Genomic DNA, 19,692 nt, shown 5'->3' on the forward strand with positions numbered 1-19,692 from the left:
TCAACGACCTGGCCCACGCGGCCGATGAGGATTCGGCACCACCGGCCGTCCTCCCACCTGCGGACGCAGAAGCTGCGCGCCGCTTGCTGGACGAGTGGCAGGGCGCCTGACGATGACCGGCAACCTCGCCTTCTCCGCATTGCTGAACTTGCCCAGCGCAGGAGCCACCCGACTGGCCGCAGCAGCTTGATGAGTCTGGTTGCGAGCTTGAAGCCAGGTTGCGATCAGCACGATCAGCAGCGCCATCGCAGCCAGTAGGGCAACCGCAGCCAACCCTTCACTGCCGCGGGCAGTCAGCACACCCACTGCGGCAACCACTCTCGCTGCCTTACGCAGGTCGCGCGCCAGCGGTCCCACCCGCTCAGGCAGTACCTGATGAGGTGTCCTGGTCGCGCGGTCGTATTGGACGACCAGGCCGGTCAACACACCACCCGAACGCCGTTCCCGTCCGCGAGCGAGAGCCGCCAGCAACTCACCAGTGGCATGTGCGATGCCGCCCAGATCCTCGTATACAGCGCCGGTCCGCAACGCTTCGACAACGTGCACCACGGCCCTGGTGCTCGCCTCCATAGCGGCTTGGCGTTGCTCAGGAGTGGCCCATGCGCCGTCGATTCGTTCCAACGCATCGGGTGGAAGTATGGAAGCCCAACGATCGGTGAGCTTCGGCCAGGTGAGGTCAGCGGCAAGCTTCGACCCCGAGTACCTGACCAGCTCCGACCTCTTGGTGAGATCCCCAGGCAGGGAAACCGTGTACCCGAGCACCCGACCGCCATCGCCAGACACAACCTGCGGCCTCAACCCTTCCCGCTTCAACTCACGCAGGAACTGCTTACCGCTCCTGCTCGTCGCAGCGACCTGGGAAACGACAAGCCGCAACTTCTCCCGAGCCGTCACCTTCCGCCCCAGCCGCTCGGCCTTGCCCTTCTCCTGCCGAGTAGGCGCCACTGCGGCGGTCTTGTCGATCCCTGCCGTAGGCGTCAGACCAAGCTCACGTTCCAGTGCTTGGCACTCCTTCCTCAGCGCCAGGAAGTCGCGGAAGGGCGTGAACTGCTTCTCGGTGACCTCGGAGACAAGTGTGGCCATGAGGTGGATGTGATCATCAGCGTGCCGCACAGCGATCCACCGACACCCGGCCTGGTGAATCCCGGTGGCCTTCATCAACCGTTCAGCGATGCGCTCCCACTCCTCATCGCTCAACGTCCGATCCCCTGGGTGAAGGCGAACCGGCGTGTGCCACACGTACCCCGGCCGCAGCACCATGGCCTTCTTCCGGGCGTCCCACTTGTAGTACCGAACCCAAGCGGGAGCATCGGGTGGCACGTCGCCAAGTCGAACCCGCTCAGCCCACTCGTCAGTGATCGCCCGCGGAGTGCTCATCGGCAATCCAGCCACTCGCGGCCACTCCTGCATGGTGGTGATCAGCGGCCTAAGCACGAAGTCGAACTCACCCGGCTCGACCATCTCACCATCCACTCGGACAGCCGCAGCCTTCTCCGGTTGGTGCGCCCAAGTGGCACCGTCCCAAGCCGCAACAATTCGAGGGTTCCGATGCTCCTCGGCCTTGCCAGGTCCGAACAGGTACCGGATCAGTCCGGCTGGCCGGTACCCACGAACGACCTTGGCGATCATCGGTGAAGCCTCGACCAGATCGACGCCACCATGGCGTCATGTGCCCTCAACACATTGCCCACAACACGAAGCATCGTGGCAATAGCGGCAGCACTATCGACTCGACCGGTCGAGTTTGCGACCTTGGCAACCTGGTTGAGGCTGCTCCCCACATTGGCCAGCACTCGCCGATCCTCGCGAAGCTCCGCGAGCAGCTCGCGTACCTGACCATCTCCGATCGGCTCACCTTGCAGCTTCCGCACCGCGGCTTGATGCGCGGCCTGCTGAGCCCATGCTCCGGGTTTCATCCCCTCCGCAGCGGCGACCTTGCACAGGTCCGCCCACTCAGCGTCGGTGTACCGCAAGGCACCACGCCGAGCCCGCCGCTCTCCAGCAGCGTGCTCGCGGTACCCCAATCGTCCTTGCTCACGCCCACCCATAACCGTGTCCCCCCGACACCGTCTAAGACGACGTCATGCATGACACCGTCACCGCCAGGCAGGTGGGCCACCTGGCGGTCGTACTCATACTCTTCCGAGGTGCTTGCCCCAGGTTTTCAGCTTGCCACATACTGCCCGATGTTCGGGTGAAGAGGCACTCTTTTTCCTATCTTGCTCTGCGGATTCCATGCATGCCGTCGCGGGAAGCTAGGCCAGCTTTGAGGGCGGTCTTGGCTATCAACAAGCGGATAAGCACTGTTACCTAGTGGCCCTCGCAATCCTCAGATAGCGAAGCGATGGACTGCGATGATCGTCCGGGAAGCGTCATCGCCCAGGACGGTAGGTAAATCTCGCGGTGCATGGCATACTATGGTGGCTTCGACAACACCAAGTGGCTAATGTGAAGGTGGGCAGGTTGAAAACCGTCGCTTTTTATAACCATAAGGGAGGTGTTGGTAAGACAACACTACTCTTCAACCTTGGACTTGCTCTCCATCAGCAAGGCAAACGCATTCTATTTGTTGACGGAGATGCGCAGGCGAATTTGACTAGTATCAGCTTGTCGGATTCTGCTATCGAAAAAGTATACGCGGAAGAGCGAACGATCTATCATGGGCTCTCTCCTCTGGTTGAGGGATCTGGTGATGTTGCGACGATTCGACCGCGAAAGATTCGAGACGCTGCCTGGGTGCTGCCAGGGCATATCTCGCTTAGTGTTTTTGAAGAGATTGCGCCGGAAGGGTGGACTAGTGCTCTCGCCGGAAACCCGCGCGGATTTCGGGTTAGCACAGCCGTGCAGAGGTTGATCCAATCGGTCGGTGATTCGGTCTCCGCTGACTACGTTTTTCTTGACCTAGGTCCTAATGTTGGCGCCTTCAATCGAGCGGCACTCCTTGCTGCTGCCGGGTTTGTTATCCCAATGGCACCGGATCTTTTTTCATTGACCGCGCTGCCTAGCGTCGGTCAAAGTGTTAGCCGTTGGGTCGAAGAATGGGAAATCGCACAAGGCTCCGCGAAGCGTCGAGAGCTTAATCTCGGTTTTCCTTTGCCGCCTGGGAAGCCATCGCCGTTGGGTTATATAAGTCAACAGTTCGCCGTATATCGCAAGCGTCCTGCCGAAGCCTACCGTCGATGGATCGCGCAGATTCCGGAGCAGTATAATTCCGGGATTCGGAAGCAGCTTGCTGAGATTGGTGTTCCAACGCCAGCTGGTCCTGGTCAAATCGGCGAAGTGCGTAATCTCTCCAGCTTGATCCCGATGGCCCAGCGTAACCGGTCGGCTGTATTCGAGCTTACGGGTACAGAAGCTCGTGGAGCCCAGTTCACGCGAGCACGGGACACTCTAGAGCTATTCGAAAGCCTGGTGGGCGAGGTAATCAGGCGCATGAACGAGGTTGCGGACAATGCCGCAAGTATTGATACTTGATACGTGTGTACTACCTCAGCGGGGCAGTATCCACTCAAATCCGCTCCTTTCTGCCCTGCTCAGAGTATCGATGCTAAGTGGAGTGCGAGTTTGCATAACCGATATCACTCTTGCTGAATCGTTGAATAAGCGGAAGACGCTGGCGCAAAAAGCTATAGATGGGCTAGGTGCTGCCATTCGCGATACGGCTAAAGTATTAGATGTCGAGGGTTTCGATTACTATATCCCTAGTGCGGATGATGCGGTAGAGGAATGGCGAACTGAACTGACGGAGTCGTTGGAAGTAATCAAAACAAGCGGTGATGACGCGCTTGAAGCTCTTCATCGGGAAGCCTCTCGCGTTGCTCCTGCTCGCTCGACTGACGCAGGATCAGCTGTAGGTGGTCGGGATTCAGCGATATGGTTGACGGTGAAGCGCGGACATTTGGAAAACCCTGGACAAAAGACTTATTTCGTTTCCAGCAATGTGAGCGATTTCGCTTCAAAGGGCGGAGAAGTGCAGCTTAGGGGCGAATTGCGCGAAGAACTTGGCGGTACGATCGAGCGCTTTATTTACTTCACATCGGTGCAGCGTGTCGTCGGATATTTGGCGCCAGAGGGGGAAGTTAAAGACCTTACATTTTCTGATCTCCAGGGTCTAATCAGTGAGACGAATGTTGAAGATCAGCTCCTCGTAATCGCTCAGGTGGCGGTGCGCGATCGAGATTTGCCGCAGCCGATTTCGCTATCTGTGAATGGCGTCAAAGAGAGGCGGGTTTATCAAGTTCAGGATGTGCGCCTTTCTCAGATGGATATCGAGTTCGGCTGCCTTAGTGACCCGGCGAACGACGAGCTTCCTCCACCGAGTTCCCCTGTGCCCGGCAAAGCATCTGCTTGGTTGTACCGTAGTCAAGGTGACGTAACGTTTGAATTTGAAGCACTGACCTTCGCGGATGTGCAGCTAAAAATTCGTTAGCTTATGGATTTTTCGTCGTGACTATCGGCTCATCGCCAAGAGGGCGAAGCCGGAGATGACCATGAGGCCGTCGAGGACCAGCGGGCCGACTGCCGCTGCTACACATCTTGAAAGGTTGGCATTACGGGGGTTCTGGTTCGAGGTCCAGCCCGGTGTGGGCGAAGAAGGCGCTGATCAGGTCAGGCCGGTACTGCATCCGCTTGAGCCGGTTCTTCACGATCGCGGCCAGGTGGTCGATGCCGTGGACGAGGAGATTTCCCATGCTGCGCTTGAGGTGTGACCAGACGTGTTCGGTCGGGTTGAGCTCGCCGGCGTAGGGCGGTAATCGGATGACGTGCAGCCAGTCCCGGGTCGCGATCAGGCCGCGCATGGCGTGGCTGGTGTGGGTGTTGAGGTTGTCCCAGATCAGCACGATCGGTCCGTCGAGTTGCTGGTGGGCGGCGTCGAGCAGGGCGGCGTAGTCGGTCTCGGCGAAGCTGCGCCGTTCGCCCTTGCGGCCGCGGTGGATCACCGTGCGGTAGATCAACCGGGGTCGGTGTCCGGGGCGGACGCAGACCAGTCCGGCGATGGAGATCCGGCCCGAGCCCTTGCCCGAGACCGCCACGGTCGGAGTGTGTCCGCGTCGGCCCCAGGTCCTGGTTTTCGGCGGACGCAGCGTCTGTCCGGCCTCGTCCTCGAAGCACAGCCAGGCTCCCCGTTCCGCCGCTACCGTTTTCCCGCCGGCCACGTCTCCCGTCGCCAGGTGACGATCGCCTCTTCGTCGCGCTCGACCGCGCGGTGCGTGGGCACCTGCGGCGAGAATCCCATGCGGTGCAACAGATACGACACCCCGCGCAGCGTGTAGCGGGTGTGGAACAGTCGGGCGATCAGATCGGAGACCCGGGCCAGGGTCCAGCGTTGATCGTCGCCGAACCCGTGCGCGGCCGGGCCCTGGTCCAACGCCCTGGCCAGCCGCTCCAACCGCGGCTCGTCCAGCCGGCACGACGACCCGCCCGGCCCTTTCGACGCCAGCCCCGCGTCACCCCCGGCATGCCATCGGCGTCGCCAGGTGTAGACCGCGTTGGTCGACACCCGCAGTCGACGGGCGATCTCCGCCACCGGCACGTCCTGGCCGAACCACTCCGCCGCCTGTAACCGGACCACTTCGCGTTTGGCCCTGCCCCGCTCGGACAGACCACCACCATCCGCGTATCGCATCACCCCTGCGTAGACCACTCACCGGTCACGACCACGCAGGACACGCCGAGAACCCCAGGATCAACCCTGGCCTTTCAAGATCTGTAGTGGGCCGTAGTGCCAGGCCAGGAGGAGCTCTCGGAGGTGGCCGTAGGAGATGACGGCTGAGCCGAGGGCCACGGTGCCCGTGCCGCCGAAGCGGGCGAGGGTCCATTGCCAGCCCTTCGGCCAGTGGACGCGGGAGAGGACTTCGACGGAGAGCAGGAGGCCGATGGGCCAGACTGCGGCTCCGATCTGGGGTGCCAGCCCTGGTGACCAGCCGGCGGGGTGGTGTTCGGCTGGTAGCCAGGTGTGGAGGACGTTGGCGGCGATCGACATGACGGAGCCGAAGACGAAGCCTGCCCAGGCCACCAGGCGGCCGTCCGTGGTTCGGGCTGGTGTGGTGGCTGGTGAGGGTGGCGTAGAGGTGTGGCCAGGGCTGGTGGCCTCCGTCGCCAGCTCCGCCAGGGCCTTGCGGACCGCGTGATCGGTGGCGCCGGTGAGGCGTACCAGCGTGGGGCGGCCCGGTGGTGGTTCGCCTGCTGCTCGCGCCGTTTCGAGGGCCTGGCGGATCTGGGTGACGAGTTCCGGGTCGGGCGCGGTCACTGGGCCGCCTCCCTGGTTCCAGTGGCTCGTGGGTGGCAGCGGGCGCAGAAGACCGAGCGGGTTCGGTCTTCGTCCAGCCAGATGACGCGGGCGGAAATCGGGTCGGAGTCGCGGGCGTCGCATTCGCCGCAGGGCGGCTTAGGCGAGCGCGCCTCGGGCGCGGGCTCGCGTGAAGGACGGTTCTCTGGAGGGTTAAGGACGGTTCGGGGGCGAGTGCTGCCCCTCGTGAAGCCGTTCCTTGCCGGTCGTAGCCGCGTTATTTGCCCCTCGTGCTGGTCAACGGGCGGCAATGCTCGCAGGCCGTGGTGATGGGTGTCTTCAGGTTCGGTGAAGGGGCGGAGAGCCAGGTCGTAGTTCGTCGCGGACGTCGGTGAGGCGCCCGCCGGTTCGTGGGCCGACTCGCGCTTCGCCGACAAGCACTTCACGTTCTGGGAAAACCCGGACGGAACCCCGGTCTCCATGGCGGGCTCGACGTCGATGGTGGCCGGCATGGTCCGGGTGGACCCCGTCTACACCCCGACGCACCTCCGGGGACGTGGTTACGCGGGTGCCGTGGCGGTCGAGGTGAGCCGGGCCGCCTTGGCCGCCGGAGCGACGGACGTAGTGCTGTTCGCGGATCCCGCCAACGCCACCAGCAACGCCCTCTACGGGCGCATCGGGTACGTCCCGGTGACCGACTTCGCAGGTTGTGACTTCTCCCCCTGCGCACCACCTGCCGGTTAGGGGCGCGCACGGCTCGCGATGCGGCCGGGTTCGACCTCGCCGAGCTGCTGGTTGACGAGTTGACCCCGGGCGCCGGGGGCAGGTGTCCCGGGTGACGCTGTTCGCGCTGCTCGGCGCGTCCGCCGCCGCCTTGGGCCTGCTCGTCGGCCAGGTCATGACGTACGTGGTGACCCGGCTGATCGCCTAGCTGGTGATGGCGGATCGGATCAGGCGTGGCGGGTGACGTCCGACCGCCGACCTGGTGTCAAAAATACTTGACACCAGGTCAAGCAGTGCATACATTTCCCATGTCAAGTTTCCTTTACATGGGGGTGGTCCGGTGTCCTACGAGGAGAAGGGGACCTGGGTGTACCTGGTGGTCAGCGCGCTGACCTTCCTCGGGTACGTCCTGGTCGTCATGAGTCGGGCCGGTGGTGGGGCCGTCACGGGCGTGTCGTACGTGGCGCCCATGTTGTGGTCCATCGGGATCTCCGTCGGGCTGGCCGTCGTCGGCCGGATCGTGGTCGAGGTGGCGCGGCCGAGTGAGAGCTACAAGGCCGACGCGCGCGACCGGGACATCGACCGGTTCGGGGAGCACGTGGCGGGCGGCGTGCTCGGCGTCGGCATGGTGCTGCCGTTCGGGCTCGCCCTGGCCGAGGTCCCGCACTTCTGGATCGCCAACGCGATCTACGCCGTGTTCACGTCGTGGGCCGTGTTCGGCGCCGCGGTCAAGTTGGTCGCCTACCGGCGGGGTTTCTAGTGGGCAAGCCGACCAGGATCACCAACTCCATCCGCGCCCTCCGCTTCGCGCACGGCGAGATGACGCAGGCCGAACTGGCCAAGCGCATCGACGTCACGCGCCAGACCGTCATCGCCATCGAACAGGGTCGCTACTCGCCCTCACTCGAAATGGCGTTCCAGATCGCCCGGGTCTTCGACGTCCCGCTCGGCGACGTGTTCCAGTACCCGGAGGACGAATGAGAGCGATCACCCAGGATGCGTACGGCGTCCCGGAAGAAGTGCTGCGGCTCGCCGAGATCGAGAAACCCGCTGCGGGGGACGGCGAGGTGCTGGTGCGCGTCCGGGCTGCGGCCGTCTCCGGGACCGACTGGCACCTGCTGCGCGGCCTGCCCTACGCGGCACGGGCGGCGGTCGGACTGCGGCGGCCGAAGAACAGGGTGCCGGGGCTGGAGTTGGCCGGCGCGGTGGAGGCGGTCGGGAAGGGCGTCACGACCATCGAGGTCGGTGACGAGGTGTTCGGGTGGTGTGACGGCGCGTTCTCCGAGTACGCCGCCGTGCCCGAGGGCCAGGTGACGGTGAAGCCCGCGAACCTCACGCTCGAACAGGCGGCGGCAGTGCCGATCGCGGGGTTCACGGCACTCCAGGCGGTCAGGGACAAGGGGCAGATCCGTGCGGGGCAGAAGGTGCTGATCACCGGCGCTTCGGGGTGCGTCGGCACGTACGCGGTGCAGTTGGCGAAGCACTACGGCGCCGAGGTGACGGCGGTGTGCGGCGCGGCGAAGGCGGGGATGGTCCGGGACCTCGGCGCGGACCACGTGCTCGACTACGCCACCGGCCTGTTGACCGCAGCCGGCCCGTCGGTCGCAGCCGGCCCAGCCGTGACCGGCTTCGACGTGGTCCTCGACCTCTACGGCAACCCCCCGCTGCGCACCCTCCAACGCCTCCTCAAACCCGGTGGCACGGTCGCGCTCGTCGGCGGCACGGGCGGCCGGTGGTTCATGGGCGTCGATCGGTGGATCCGCGCGATCGTCGCGGCGCCCTTCCTCGGCATCAAGGTGCGGCCACTCGTCCACAAGGACCGCCTCGACGACCTGGTGCTGCTCCGCGACCTCATCGAGGCGGGCAAGCTCACGCCGGTGCTGGACCGCACGTACCCGCTGTCCGACGCCGCCACCGCCGTCGAGGACGTCCGGCGGGGCCGCGTGCGCGGTCACGCCGTCGTCACCCCGTAGTCCACTCCGACGGGGCAGGCGGGGACACGACCGGTGGGCGGTCGTCGCACGTGATCGTGTTCGGCAGCAGCCACGGCGCGAGCCGGCCGTCGTCGCCGCCGAGATCGCCCACCGCGAACTCCGAGCCGGTGGCGGGGAAGGTGAGTTGTCCACCGGCACCGCGCCGACGTTGCGGCCGTCGACGTTCCCGGTCCGCAAGGCCGAGGTCAGCGACGCGCGAGCTCCGCCAACACCCCGTCCGTGAACGGCGGCCACGCCGTCACGGCCCACTTGCCGAACGGCCGATCGGTCAGCACGACGCACGCCACCCCGGCGTCCGGATCGACCCACAGGAACGTGCCGCTCTGCCCGAAATGCCCGAACGTCCGCGGCGAGCTGGTCACCCCCGTCCAGTGCGGCGACTTGGCGGACCGGACCTCGAACCCCAACCCCCAGTCGTTGTTGTTCTGCAGCCCGTACCCCGGCAGGACCCCGCGCAGCCCCGGGAACGCCACCGACGTCGCCTCCGCCACCAGCTCCGCCGACACCAGCTTCGGCGCCTGCAGCTCGGCCGCGAAGCGGACCAGGTCCGACACCGTCGACGTGGCGCCCGCCCCGGCCGGACCGTCCAACGTGGACGACGTCATGCCGAGCGGCCGGAACACCGCCTCCGCCAGGTACTCCGCGAACGGGATGTCGGTCGCCGCCTCCACGGAGTCCGCCAGCACCTGGAACCCGGTGTTCGAGTAGAGCCGCCGGGTGCCCGGCTCGGCCAGCAGGTCGTGCGAGTCGAACGCCAACCCGGACGTGTGCGCGATCAGGTGCCGCAGCGTCGACCCCTCGGGGCCGGCCGGCTGGTCCCACTCGACCGCGCCTTCCTCCACCGCCACCAGCACGGCGTAAGCGGTCACCAGCTTGGTCACCGACGCCAGCAGGAACCGCCGGTCCACCGGTCCGCACGTGCCCAACACCTCGCCCCGCGCGTCGACCACGGCCGTCGCCACGGTCTCGACCGGCCAGGACGACACCGCCTGCAAGCTCTCCATGCCGCAGACTCTGCCATGTGTCACCACGTGAGCTGGTCGTGCTGGGCACCTCGAGCCAGGTGCCGACCCGGACGCGCAACCACAACGGCTACCTGCTGCGGTGGGACGCGGAAGGGTTCCTGTTCGACCCCGGTGACGGCACCCAGCGGCAGATGGTGCGCGCCGGCGTCGCGGCCAACGACATCACCAGGCTGTTCGTCACCCACTTCCACGGCGACCACTGCCTCGGCGTCCCCGGCGTGGTGCAGCGCATGTCGCTCGACCGCGTCGCGCACACCGTGCACGCGCACTTCCCGGCCGAAGGCGCGGAGTTCTTCGACCGACTTCGGCACGCCACGTCGTTCCACGAGGTGGCCGACATCCGGGAGCACCCCGTCACCGGACCGGGGGTGATCGCGGAGGGCGCGTTCGGCCGGCTCGAAGCCCGGCGGCTCGACCACACGCTGCCCGCGTACGGTTACCGCCTGGTCGAGCCGGACGGCCGCACGATGATCCCCGAACGGCTGGCCGCGCACGGCATCCGCGGCCGGGCGATCCGTGAGCTCCGGCCGCCGCTGTTGGACGAGGTGAGCGTGCCGCGCCGGGGCCAGCGGTTCGCCTTCGTCATGGACACCCGGCTGTGCGACGGGGTCTTCGAGCTGGCCGACGGCGCCGACATGCTGGTCATCGAGTCGACGTACCTGCACGTCGACGAGCCGCTGGCGGTGGAGTACGGGCACCTCACCGCCCGTCAGGCGGCGAAGGTCGCGGCCGAGTGCGGTGTCCGCAAGCTCGTCCTGACCCACTTCTCGCAGCGCTACACCGACCCGCGCCTGTTCCACGAGGAGGCCGCGGCGGTGTTCGGCGGCGAGATCGTGGTGGCTGCCGACCTGGAGCGGGTCCCGCTGCCCCGTCGCCGGGCGTGACCACCGGCTCGACCCCCGGAATCGTCGGACCCCTTAAGTAGAGTTACTGCAAGGGTTCCCCTTGGCGGGGACCTGCGCGGAGCTGTTCGGATCCGGCCGAGAGTGCCCGGGTCTCGGCCGCCCACTGGTCCCGGACCAAGGCGTCCAGGTCCGAGCACGTCGGCGCCCAGCCCAACGCCCGCAGCCGCTCCGTGTCCGCACGCTGCTCCCGCACCTCACCGGGGTGGGCGGGCCGCCGCACGACCGGCACCGGTCGCCCGGTCACCCGCTCCACCGCGTCCAGCACGTCGGCCACGCTCGCCGGCGTCGCACCGACGTTGAGCGCCTCATACCCCTCACCGCAGTGCTCCACCGCCGTCACGAACGCCCGCGCCACGTCCCGCACGTGCACGAAGTCCCGCACCGCCGACCCGTCGCCGAACACCTCCATCGACGGCACCCGGCCGGCCGCCACCCCGCACGCCTTGGTGATCACGCGCGTGTCGTCGCGGTCCCCGCCTCCCGCCACGTTGAACAACCGCAGCGCCACCGCGCCCACCCGCCCCGTGGCGGCGGCCCACGCCAGCACGTCCTCCGCTGCGGCTTTGGAAGCGGCATAAGGGTTGGACGGGGCGCGCGGGCGGTCCTCGCCGACCACCGGGACGCCGGCCGTCCCGTACACACCGGCCGTGGACGCCAGCACGAACCGAGGCGGCGGCGACCGCAGCAGGTTCACCGTGCCGCCCACGTTCACGTCGTAGTACCGCACCGGGTCGTCGAACGACTCGCGCACGCGGGCGACGGCCGCCAAGTGAACGACCGCGTCGACGTCGCCGAAGCCCGCGAGCCCGTCACGCGACCGGACATCACCCGTGAAGGGGATGGAGGTGTGGCCGGCGGCCACCAGTTCGGCCATGACCACTCGGCCGACGTAACCGGTGGCTCCGGTGACCAGCACGCGCATGGCGACATCCCAACACGCGACCACGCGACCACTCGACCCGACACGTGACCACTCGGCGGGCGGTCGTCGACCAGGTGCGAATTACCCCTAAAGGTGTGGACCGGTGGGGCCGATACAACCCAAGTGAGTTACCCGCATCCAGCCATGCACACGAGCATCGAGGGCGTTCTCGCTGAGTACGCCGTGCGCGAGGCCAAGCGGCAGCGCTTCCTGGAGACGGCCGCGGCCATCGTGGCCGCCGCGCCGCAGTCGGTCGACGACACCCTGTTCGGCCTCACCCTGCCGTTCCCCAAGGCCAAGGGTCCGCGTGCTTTCCTGAGCCGGGTTGACCAGGTACTTCGCGACGCCGCTCGATGATCTCGCGCGACCGTCCCTGAACCCATCGGAGAGTTTCATCCGGAAGTTGCCGGACCGCGCTAGGCCGATCCCATCGCCTGCCTCTACAGTGCGTGGCACCCGGCGCTCGCCGGTTGTCTCGTCTGCTTCTCATAAAGCGAGTTCTCGGCGATGGATCATGTCCTCTCCGCGCTTCAAGCGCGCCTCGGCACCCTGTTCGGCGACCGGCTGGTCGTGCTCGCGGGCGGCACACGGCTGAGCAGTCGCGTCGGTGAACTGCACCAGCTCGGCGCCCGCCACACACTCGTGCTGTCGACGGACGACCACGCGCCGCTGCACGATTCGGAAGTGGCCCGCTGGGTGCCGCTCGGCATCGCCGGCGGGTTCGTCTCGGTCGAGCAGAACCGGCTCACCAGGCTGCTGACATCGCCCAACCGCAAGGTCCGCGAGGTGCTGGAGGACTTCGACCCGCGCGGCGAGGCCCTGGTGATCAGCACCCCGTACGTGCACACCCCGGAGTTCGCGGGCCGGCCGGTGCTCAACGCCCGCCGCCCCGAGTGGGTGGAGTTGGAGAACAAGACCACCATCGACGGGCTGTGGGACGAGCTGTCCGCCCCGCGCGCGCCGGCCACCGTGCTCGACCTCGACTTCGAGGGCCTGTGGGCGGCGACCGCGCGGCTCGACCGCGGCGCGGGCGTCGTCTGGTCCGGCGACGGCCCGGCGATCAACGGCGGCGCGAACTTCGTCCGCCGCGTGCGCGACCGCCAGGAGGCGCTGGACGCGTTCGAGGTGCTCGCGCCCAAGTGCGATTTCGTCCGGGTGATGCCGTTCCTGGAGGGCATCCCGGTGAGCGTGCACGGGATCGTGTTCCCGGACGGCACGGCGGTGCTCCGTCCGATCGAGATGGTCGTGCCGCGCCGCGCCGGGCAGGCCCGGTTCCTGTACGCGGGCTGCGCGTCCTACTACGACCCGCCCGCGTGGATCCGCGAGGAGATGCGGAACCTGGCCCGCCGGGTCGGCGAGCGGCTGCGCGAGACGGTCGACTACCGCGGCACGTTCACCCTCGACGGCATCGCCACCGCGGACGGCTTCCTGCCCACCGAGATCAACACCCGGTACGGCGGCGCGATGGTGTGCTTCGAGGACGCCCTCCCGCAGCTGCCGCTGGCACTGGTCCAGGTCGCCCTCGTCGCCGGGCACGACCTGGGCGTGTCGTCCATCGAGTTCGAGGAGCTGCTGGTCTCGGCCGCCGACGACTACCGGCACGGCTCGGTCGGCGCGAACGTCCGCGCGGTTCAGCCGAACGAGACCGTGGAACGCCCGATCGTGTTCACCGAGTGGTCGTGCCGGTTCGCGCACCCCGAGGAGACCCCGCACGGCGCGCTGCGGCTGCGCCCGTCACCGCTCGGCGCCCGGCTGGAGCTCGACTTCTACGCCGACCAGCTGCCGTTCGGCCGCCCGGTGGTGGCGCTGACCGTGGCCGCGTTCGCCCTCGCCGACCAGGAGTGGGGCACCGCGCTGGGTCCGCTGGAGCCGGCCGTGCCCGTCGCCGACGAGCAGGCCGCCGCCGCGGTCGCGGAGCCCACCGCCGTCACCGCGTGATCGTCACGCCTTCCTGGTCGTCGCCGTACGCGGCCAGGAAGGCGTACCGGTAACCCATGAGCTGCAACGTCACCTCGGGCGGCTGGTTGGGCGGGTACGCCTTGTCCCGGTAGGCGCGCAGCAGCTCCGGGTGGCACTGCGCGGTGGCGCGCAGCAGCGCGGGCGTGACCGGCGCGTCGTCGTCCACGAGGTGCAGCAGCACCCGTGCGGCCAACGCCAGCAGCCGCGGCGAGCGGTCCGCCGACGCGAGGGCGTCCGCCACGTCCACCACGTGCCGCGGCACGACCTCGGGCACCGCGATGGCCAGCGCCATGGAGCACGCCACCTTCGCGCCCGCCAGCGCCTCGAACACCTTGTGCGCGCCCTTGGCGACCTCGTACCGGGTCTGGGTGATCCAGTCCGGGGGACGGCGGGGCAGCTCGCGCCCGAGCGCGTTCCACCGGCGCCGGGTGCGCTTGCCGTCGTCGGTGAAGCCCGCGCCGGCCAGCGCCATGGCGGCCAACATGAAAATCACCCGATCGCGGCTGTCCGCGGGCACCCGGTAGCTCGCGCCCATCTCGATCAGGAACGGCACGGCCCACACGCTCGCCTCGGACACCGTGTCGTCGACCAACACCCTGTCGGCCAGTGCTTGGCACGCGACCTCGCGGGACACGCGCTCGCCGTGCACGACCCTGCGCATCAGGTCGTCCACGCCCGCCCCATGGGCCAGCACCGACCAGGGCATGTCCTCCAGTCCACGCAACGGATCCGGCCGTTGCCACGCAGGTGGGAGATCCATGGCGCGCAACGTACGCGATTCCGGGGCTCGGTACCGGCGGGATCACTCGCCGGTGGATCAAGTGACCGCCGTACGATCACGCCGTGCCCGGACCCGCCTTCACAGTCGTCGACCTGTTCTCCGGCGCCGGCGGCATGAGCATGGGCTTCCAAGCGCACCGGGACTTCACCATCGTCGGCGCGGCCGACGCGCAGATCGGCAAGCCGTCGTCCCGGTTGGGGTCGTTGCGCTGCAACGGGACCTACCGGGACAACATCGGCGTCGATCCGCTGCAGGTGGACCTGGGGCGGCTCGACCCGGCCGTGCTGCGGCAGGTGTGGGGTCTCCAGCGGGGAGAGCTGGACGTGCTGGTGGCGTGCCCGCCGTGCTCGGGCTTCACCCGGATCGCGCCCGCCAACCACCTGCGTGACGACCCGCGCAACTCGCTGGTCGGCCGGGTCGCGGCGTACGTGGCCGAGTTCCGGCCCCGGGTGCTGGTGCTGGAGAACGCGCGGGAACTGGTCAAGGGCAAGCAGCGGCACCACCTGGACGGGTTGGCCGAGCAGCTGCTGGCGCTCGGGTACGAAGTGGACGCGAGCACGCACATGCTGTCGCGCTTCGGGCTGCCGCAGCTGCGCGAGCGGGCGATGGTGGTGGCGGTCGACGACGGCGTGCCGCTGCGCACGCTGGAGGACCTGTGGCAGGGCTGGGAGGTCCGGCCGGGCGCGGTGACGGTGCGGCGGGCGATCGGCAAGCTGCCGCCCGTCGCGGCGGGCGAGGCGCACCCGGAGGACGAGATGCACGTGTCGCCGTCGTTCCGGCGCGACCGCTCGCTGGACCGGATGCGGGCCATCCCGGCCGACGGCGGGTCGTGGGGCGACCTGGTGGGGTCGGTGTCGGAACTGCTGCTGAACCCGGCCCAGCGCAAGATCATCGAAGAGGGCAAGTGGGGGTCTCACCCGGACGTGTACGGCCGGATGTGGTGGGACGAGCCGGCGCGCACGATCAAGCGCGAGTGCGGGCACGTCGGCAACGGCCGTTACGCGCACCCCGACCAGCACCGGTTGTGCACGGTGCGCGAGATGGCGTTGCTCCAGGGCTTCCCGCGCCGGTTCCGGTTCGACGTGTCGGTGATCGGCAACGCCTACCGGCACCTGGGCGACGCGGTGCCGCCGTTGATCTCGTTCCAGCTCGCCTCGTTGGTGAAGTGGATGCTGACCGGTCAGCCGCCGACGGCGCGTGACCTGTGCCTGCCCGGGACGTCGCTGCGGGTGGGGGACATCAGACCGGTCACGCAGTCCGCCCTGGTCGCCTAGATCACCGTTTCGCAACGGTGTGGCGTCGAAAGGGGATTTCGGCTTATTACGTGCCTTTTGTGGGCACGGCCGCTGAAGTGCGGAAACCGAGTTGTCCACAGGTGTGCGCAGTTCTGTTTCGCCTTGAGTCGAAATGGACGTCGGCGTTCCTCCACGGCCGGAATGGCCGGCCTTTCAACGTCCACAGTGGACTCATCGGGACCGTTGTCGCTGCTCACGGGTAGTAGTACGGAAAGTGTGACCCGTCCCGATCCGGGGTCCCCCGATCGGATAGTGTTCCGGCGATTCTGTCGAATCGATGTCGGAACCCCACGCGGAGGCGTTCCATCGTCCGGCAGTCCGCCGCCTTGAACTACACCAAACGGGCTACCTAGCGAGCCTCAAGGAGACACATGGCATCCCGGTCGACTCTGAAGCGCCTTGGCGCTGTGATTCTCGGCGCCTCGCTCGTGCTGATGTCCGCTCTTCCCGCTGCCGCCGCTAACGCGGTCAAGGTCGAGCCGGACAAGAGTGCGGACGAGTCAGGCATGGGCGTCTACCTGGAGCGCGACGGCAAGCCGGTCGAGCTGCCCAGGCACACGACCGGCAACGCGATCAACGCGCAGCTCCTCGGTCTCAAGATCGTGGAGGGTGGCCAGGGCCAGACCGCCAGGGCGTACTGCGTCGAGCTGCCCACGCCCCTCTATGACGGCAAGCAGCTCGAAGAGGTGCCGTGGGACAAGCACCCGAACCCGAACACGAAGTTCAAGGAGAACGCGGCCCTGATCAACTGGGTGCTGCAGAACAGCTACCCGGCCCTGACCGAGGAGGACGCCGAAGCCCTGTACGGCCTGGGCGACCTCCGGCCCAGCACCCTGATCGCCGCGACCCAGGCCGCTGTGTGGCACTTCAGCGACGATGTGGATCTGCGCAAGGGCGACTCGACCGCCGAGGACGAGCACACCGACAACGGCACGATCGACGAGCTGGTCTACAAGGTCTACGAGTACCTGACCACCAAGGCCGAGCCCATCAACGACGTCAAGCCGGATCTCGGTATCGAGCCGAGCCTGCTGAAGGGCGAGATCGGCAAGACGTTCGGTCCGTTCACCATCACGACGACTGCCGACGTGGTCGAGCTGGTCACCTCCCTGCCCGCCGGCGTCACGCTGGTCGACGAGGCAGGCGAGGCGTTCAAGACCGCGAAGGCAGGCGAGATGTCCGCCTCGGCGGCTACCAAGGCCACCAACGTGTGGGTCAAGGTCGCCGAGGACGCGGAGGTCGGTGAGCTGGAGCTGGTCGTCAAGGCCGGCGCCAAGCTCCGCTCCGGCCGGCTGTTCGTCTCCGCGAACCCCAAGCAGGAGACCCAGTCGCTGGTCATCGCGACCTCCGAGCCGGTGAACGTCGAGGTCAAGGCCAAGGCCGAGTGGGTCGAGGCTGTCGTCCCGACCACCACGACCGAGCCGGCGCCGACCACCACGACCGATCTGGCGCCGACCACGACGACGGAGCCGACGACGACCACCACCACCCCGGCTCCGGCCGCCGGTGGCGGTGACGACGACCTGGCCAACACCGGTGCGTCGATCTTCGTGCCGCTGCTGATCGGCGTCGGCCTGCTGGGCGCGGGCGCCGGAGCGCTGCTGTTCCTGCGTCGCAAGCGCGCTGCCTGATCCGATAGCTCGACCGTGAGCGGCCCCTCGGGATTCCCGGGGGGCCGCTCACCCTTGTGGGGGGTGGTGTGGTGGTCCACCCGGGATCGCCGCAGGTACCGTTTGCCGCTGGGGACGCGAGGTCGATTCGGGTAGCCTGCGTCAGGAGTGCGAAGGAGCACCAGTGAACTTCGACGAGATCAAGAACAAGGCGTCCGAGTTGCTCGAGCAGAACCACGAGAAGGTCGATGCCGGCATCGACCAGGCCGCCGAGTTCGTCGCGGGCAGGTTCGGCCACGAGGACCAGGTCAAATCGGTGGCCGAGAAGGCCAAGGACATCCTTCCGGGTGGAGCGTGAACTCGTTCAACACGGCCGAGCGGGGCACCCCGTCGGGGGAGACCCGTTCGCCCGCCGCGCAGATGGTGACCTGGCAGGGTTACGACGTGCCCAGGCTGGAGCAGGTCAGGTTCCTGCTCTCGGAGCGCAAGCTCCGCGCCTCGGGCCGGTTGGTGACCGCCGGTCCGGCCGAGCAGTTCAGCGGGTCGTTCGAGGTCTCGGTGGGTGAGACCGGTGCGGTCACCCGCCTGCTGCTGCGGACGTCCACGGTGTCGGAGGAGCGGCAGATCTCGGTCAGCCGCTCGTCGGAGGGCATCTGGCTGGTCGACTCCGGTCAGGGCGCCGAGCGCGCGGACTTCGACGGCGCGGTGGACGTGGACGTGCAGTTCGCCGTCCTGTTCAACGCCATCCCGATCCGCCGGCTCAACCTCCAGCAGGAGGAGGGCGACCACGAGATCCCGGTCGTCTACGTGACGCTGCCGGACCTGTCGGTGCAGCTGGTCCGCCAGCGCTACCGCACGGTGTCCCTCGGCGAGGACCGCGCGGTGGTCTCCTTCACCCACGGCGAGTTCGAGCAGGACATCACCGTGGACCGGACCGGCCTGGTGGTCGACTACCCCCGCATCGCCTACCGCATCTGACCCGGCGCGGCCCGTGTCGGCCGCGCCGTCGTTCGATCGGGCGATCCTTCGGCGCTGCGGCGGCTGTGGCTGTGGCCGTGGAGACCTCAGACCCGGACGGCGATCGCCATCCCCTGACCGACCCCCACGCACGCCGCCGCCACGCCGATCCCGCCGCCACGCGCCCGCAGGTGCCGGCACAGGTCGATCACCACGCGGGGCAGGGAAGCGCCCAGCGGGTGGCCGTACGCGATCGCGCCGCCGTGCACGTTCACCTTCTCCCGGTCCACTTCCGGCAGGTGGTGCAGCACCGACAGCGCCATCGCCGCGAAGGCCTCGTTGATCTCCCACAGGCAGACGTCCGCCGCGTCGATCTTGAACCGGGCCAGCAGCTTCCGGATCGCGGACACCGGGGCCAGGGTGAACCGCTGCGGCTCCTCCGCCGTCACGGTCGATCCGATGAATTCACCCAACGGGGTGATCCCCAGCGAGGACGCCATGTCCTCCGTCCCCATCAGCACCGCCGCCGCGCCGTCGTTCAGCGGCGACGAGTTGCCCGCCGTCACCGGCCCGCTCTCCGAGAACGCCGACTTCAGCTTCCCCAGCCGCTCCGCCGACGTCTCCGGCCGCACGGACTCGTCCCGCCGCACCGGCGAGTCGTTCGGCAGCTGCACCGGGAACGCGAACCCGTCGTGCACCCCCGCGTCCCACGCCGCCGAAGCCCGCCGGTGCGACCGCAGCGCGAAGTGGTCCATCTGCTCCCGCGTGATCCCCAACGCCACCGCGACGTCCTCCGCCGCACGTCCCAGCGGCAGCGTCCACTCCGGCTTCATCCGGGGGTTCACCAGCCGCCAGCCCAGCGCCGTCGACACCGACTCCAACCGGTCGGCGAACGGCTTGTCCGGCCGCGGCACGACGAACGGCGCGCGGGTCATGCCCTCCACACCGCCGGCGACCAGCAGCGAAGCGTCCCCCAACGCCAACGCCCGCGCGGCCTGCACCATCGCCTCGCCACCCGAGGCGCACAGCCGGTTGATCGCCACCCCGGGCACCGACGTCGGCAGCCCGGCCAGCAGCGCCGCCATCCGGCCGATGTTGCGGTTCTCCTCGCCGGCCCCGTTGGTGTTGCCCAGCAGCACGTCGTCGATCAACGCGGGGTCGAGCGACGGGTGCCGCCGCAGCAGCTCCACGATCGGCAACGCGGCCAGGTCGTCCACCCGCACGCCGGACAACCCGCCGCGGTAGCGACCGAACGGGGTGCGGGCGGCGTCGAGGATGAGGGGGCGCGACAT

21 protein-coding genes and 1 pseudogene are annotated in these 19,692 nt (G+C 67.9%); 13 read left to right on the plus strand and 9 right to left on the minus strand.

Annotation, left to right across the window (positions count from 1 at the left end):
* Complete coding sequence (locus ACRAKI_RS00935; protein ID WP_447005154.1) at nt 1-1,629, minus strand: relaxase/mobilization nuclease domain-containing protein; 1,629 nt, start codon at nt 1,627-1,629, stop codon at nt 1-3.
* Entirely contained in the window at nt 1,626-1,973 is a 348-nt protein-coding gene (locus tag ACRAKI_RS00940; protein ID WP_447005155.1) for a hypothetical protein, read from the minus strand. The genes ACRAKI_RS00935 and ACRAKI_RS00940 overlap by 4 nt, the downstream gene beginning before the upstream one ends.
* 490 nt (nt 1,974-2,463) lie before the next feature.
* On the opposite strand from ACRAKI_RS00940, the gene ACRAKI_RS00945 reads away from it, so the two are divergent.
* Nucleotides 2,464-3,474 (plus strand): ParA family protein, encoded by a 1,011-nt coding sequence (locus ACRAKI_RS00945; RefSeq protein WP_447005156.1) that lies wholly within the window; start codon nt 2,464-2,466, stop codon nt 3,472-3,474.
* Complete coding sequence (locus tag ACRAKI_RS00950; RefSeq protein WP_447005157.1) at nt 3,452-4,429, plus strand: PIN domain-containing protein; 978 nt, start codon at nt 3,452-3,454, stop codon at nt 4,427-4,429. The genes ACRAKI_RS00945 and ACRAKI_RS00950 overlap by 23 nt, the downstream gene beginning before the upstream one ends.
* Before the next feature lie 121 nt (nt 4,430-4,550).
* Here the strand turns inward: ACRAKI_RS00950 and ACRAKI_RS00955 are convergent, their stop codons facing one another.
* The 3 genes from ACRAKI_RS00955 to ACRAKI_RS00965 are packed head-to-tail and all read right to left on the minus strand — an operon-like array spanning nt 4,551 to nt 6,250.
* Nucleotides 4,551-5,156 carry a transposase gene (locus ACRAKI_RS00955; RefSeq protein WP_447005158.1) on the minus strand — a complete coding sequence of 202 codons (606 nt, stop codon included), beginning with the start codon at nt 5,154-5,156 and terminating at the stop codon, nt 4,551-4,553.
* Nucleotides 5,135-5,626 (minus strand): winged helix-turn-helix domain-containing protein, encoded by a 492-nt coding sequence (locus ACRAKI_RS00960; protein WP_447005159.1) that lies wholly within the window; start codon nt 5,624-5,626, stop codon nt 5,135-5,137. Before ACRAKI_RS00960 ends, ACRAKI_RS00955 begins: the two co-directional genes overlap by 22 nt.
* A gap of 60 nt (nt 5,627-5,686) precedes the next feature.
* A complete protein-coding gene (locus ACRAKI_RS00965) occupies nt 5,687-6,250 on the minus strand; it encodes a hypothetical protein (RefSeq protein ID WP_447005160.1) in 564 nt (187 codons plus the stop codon).
* Between the two features lie 417 nt (nt 6,251-6,667).
* Between ACRAKI_RS00965 and ACRAKI_RS00970 the strand changes: the two are divergent.
* The 4 genes and pseudogenes from ACRAKI_RS00970 to ACRAKI_RS00985 form a co-directional block, all read left to right on the plus strand.
* A pseudogene (locus ACRAKI_RS00970) lies at nt 6,668-6,973 on the plus strand (GNAT family N-acetyltransferase); the annotation flags it as partial.
* Nucleotides 6,974-7,292: 319 nt separating this feature from the next.
* Nucleotides 7,293-7,712: a hypothetical protein gene (locus tag ACRAKI_RS00975; RefSeq protein ID WP_447005161.1), complete on the plus strand. Its 420-nt coding sequence runs from the start codon at nt 7,293-7,295 to the stop codon at nt 7,710-7,712.
* The gene (locus tag ACRAKI_RS00980) at nt 7,712-7,933 is read left to right on the plus strand and encodes a helix-turn-helix transcriptional regulator (protein WP_447005162.1); all 222 of its coding nucleotides are present in this window, start codon (nt 7,712-7,714) and stop codon (nt 7,931-7,933) included. The genes ACRAKI_RS00975 and ACRAKI_RS00980 overlap by 1 nt, the downstream gene beginning before the upstream one ends.
* Nucleotides 7,930-8,925: an NAD(P)-dependent alcohol dehydrogenase gene (locus tag ACRAKI_RS00985; RefSeq protein WP_447005163.1), complete on the plus strand. Its 996-nt coding sequence runs from the start codon at nt 7,930-7,932 to the stop codon at nt 8,923-8,925. Before ACRAKI_RS00980 ends, ACRAKI_RS00985 begins: the two co-directional genes overlap by 4 nt.
* Before the next feature lie 206 nt (nt 8,926-9,131).
* On the opposite strand, the gene ACRAKI_RS00990 is transcribed toward ACRAKI_RS00985, so the two are convergent.
* Entirely contained in the window at nt 9,132-9,950 is an 819-nt protein-coding gene (locus ACRAKI_RS00990; protein WP_447005164.1) for a serine hydrolase domain-containing protein, read from the minus strand.
* Between the two features lie 17 nt (nt 9,951-9,967).
* On the opposite strand from ACRAKI_RS00990, the gene ACRAKI_RS00995 reads away from it, so the two are divergent.
* Nucleotides 9,968-10,855: a ribonuclease Z gene (locus ACRAKI_RS00995; protein WP_447005165.1), complete on the plus strand. Its 888-nt coding sequence runs from the start codon at nt 9,968-9,970 to the stop codon at nt 10,853-10,855.
* A 43-nt stretch (nt 10,856-10,898) separates the two neighbouring features.
* Here ACRAKI_RS00995 and ACRAKI_RS01000 read toward each other — a convergent pair whose 3' ends face one another.
* A complete protein-coding gene (locus ACRAKI_RS01000) occupies nt 10,899-11,798 on the minus strand; it encodes an NAD-dependent epimerase/dehydratase family protein (protein WP_447005166.1) in 900 nt (299 codons plus the stop codon).
* Nucleotides 11,799-11,942: 144 nt separating this feature from the next.
* Between ACRAKI_RS01000 and ACRAKI_RS01005 the strand changes: the two genes are divergently transcribed.
* Nucleotides 11,943-12,155, plus strand: a complete 213-nt coding sequence (locus tag ACRAKI_RS01005; protein ID WP_447005167.1) for a hypothetical protein — start codon at nt 11,943-11,945, stop codon at nt 12,153-12,155.
* A gap of 150 nt (nt 12,156-12,305) precedes the next feature.
* Nucleotides 12,306-13,736, plus strand: coding sequence for a hypothetical protein (locus ACRAKI_RS01010; RefSeq protein ID WP_447005168.1), 1,431 nt, complete (start codon nt 12,306-12,308; stop codon nt 13,734-13,736).
* Here ACRAKI_RS01010 and ACRAKI_RS01015 read toward each other — a convergent pair.
* Nucleotides 13,726-14,517: a hypothetical protein gene (locus ACRAKI_RS01015; protein WP_447005169.1), complete on the minus strand. Its 792-nt coding sequence runs from the start codon at nt 14,515-14,517 to the stop codon at nt 13,726-13,728. The two genes, ACRAKI_RS01010 and ACRAKI_RS01015, sit on opposite strands and share 11 nt — an antisense overlap.
* An 83-nt stretch (nt 14,518-14,600) precedes the next feature.
* Here ACRAKI_RS01015 and ACRAKI_RS01020 point away from each other — a divergent pair, with 83 nt between their 5' ends.
* The 4 genes from ACRAKI_RS01020 to ACRAKI_RS01035 all read left to right on the plus strand — a co-directional run bounded on the left by ACRAKI_RS01020 (nt 14,601) and on the right by ACRAKI_RS01035 (nt 18,421).
* A complete protein-coding gene (locus tag ACRAKI_RS01020; RefSeq protein WP_447005170.1) occupies nt 14,601-15,812 on the plus strand; it encodes a DNA cytosine methyltransferase in 1,212 nt (403 codons plus the stop codon).
* A 455-nt stretch (nt 15,813-16,267) separates the two neighbouring features.
* The gene (locus tag ACRAKI_RS01025; protein ID WP_447005171.1) at nt 16,268-17,464 is read left to right on the plus strand and encodes a thioester domain-containing protein; all 1,197 of its coding nucleotides are present in this window, start codon (nt 16,268-16,270) and stop codon (nt 17,462-17,464) included.
* Nucleotides 17,465-17,627: 163 nt separating this feature from the next.
* Entirely contained in the window at nt 17,628-17,801 is a 174-nt protein-coding gene (locus ACRAKI_RS01030) for an antitoxin (RefSeq protein WP_447005172.1), read from the plus strand.
* On the plus strand, nt 17,798-18,421 hold the full coding sequence (locus ACRAKI_RS01035; protein WP_447005173.1) for a putative glycolipid-binding domain-containing protein: 624 nt from the start codon (nt 17,798-17,800) through the stop codon (nt 18,419-18,421). The genes ACRAKI_RS01030 and ACRAKI_RS01035 overlap by 4 nt, the downstream gene beginning before the upstream one ends.
* 86 nt (nt 18,422-18,507) lie before the next feature.
* Here the strand turns inward: ACRAKI_RS01035 and ACRAKI_RS01040 are convergent, their stop codons facing one another.
* Nucleotides 18,508-19,692 (minus strand): thiolase family protein, encoded by a 1,185-nt coding sequence (locus ACRAKI_RS01040; protein ID WP_447005174.1) that lies wholly within the window; start codon nt 19,690-19,692, stop codon nt 18,508-18,510.

The organism is Saccharothrix isguenensis (assembly GCF_052936305.1).

Bases quoted from the DNA above. Each gene is read 5' to 3' on its own strand.
- ACRAKI_RS00935 (WP_447005154.1), bottom strand. From the start codon at position 1,629: ATGATCGCCAAGGTCGTTCGTGGGTACCGGCCAGCCGGACTGATCCGG.
- ACRAKI_RS00985 (WP_447005163.1), top strand. From the start codon at position 7,930: ATGAGAGCGATCACCCAGGATGCGTACGGCGTCCCGGAAGAAGTGCTG.
- ACRAKI_RS00950 (WP_447005157.1), top strand. From the start codon at position 3,452: ATGCCGCAAGTATTGATACTTGATACGTGTGTACTACCTCAGCGGGGC.
- ACRAKI_RS01010 (WP_447005168.1), top strand. From the start codon at position 12,306: ATGGATCATGTCCTCTCCGCGCTTCAAGCGCGCCTCGGCACCCTGTTC.
- ACRAKI_RS00960 (WP_447005159.1), bottom strand. From the start codon at position 5,626: ATGCGATACGCGGATGGTGGTGGTCTGTCCGAGCGGGGCAGGGCCAAA.
- ACRAKI_RS01015 (WP_447005169.1), bottom strand. From the start codon at position 14,517: ATGGATCTCCCACCTGCGTGGCAACGGCCGGATCCGTTGCGTGGACTG.
- ACRAKI_RS00990 (WP_447005164.1), bottom strand. From the start codon at position 9,950: ATGGAGAGCTTGCAGGCGGTGTCGTCCTGGCCGGTCGAGACCGTGGCG.
- ACRAKI_RS01000 (WP_447005166.1), bottom strand. From the start codon at position 11,798: ATGCGCGTGCTGGTCACCGGAGCCACCGGTTACGTCGGCCGAGTGGTC.
- ACRAKI_RS01040 (WP_447005174.1), bottom strand. From the start codon at position 19,692: ATGTCGCGCCCCCTCATCCTCGACGCCGCCCGCACCCCGTTCGGTCGC.
- ACRAKI_RS01025 (WP_447005171.1), top strand. From the start codon at position 16,268: ATGTCCGCTCTTCCCGCTGCCGCCGCTAACGCGGTCAAGGTCGAGCCG.
- ACRAKI_RS01005 (WP_447005167.1), top strand. From the start codon at position 11,943: ATGCACACGAGCATCGAGGGCGTTCTCGCTGAGTACGCCGTGCGCGAG.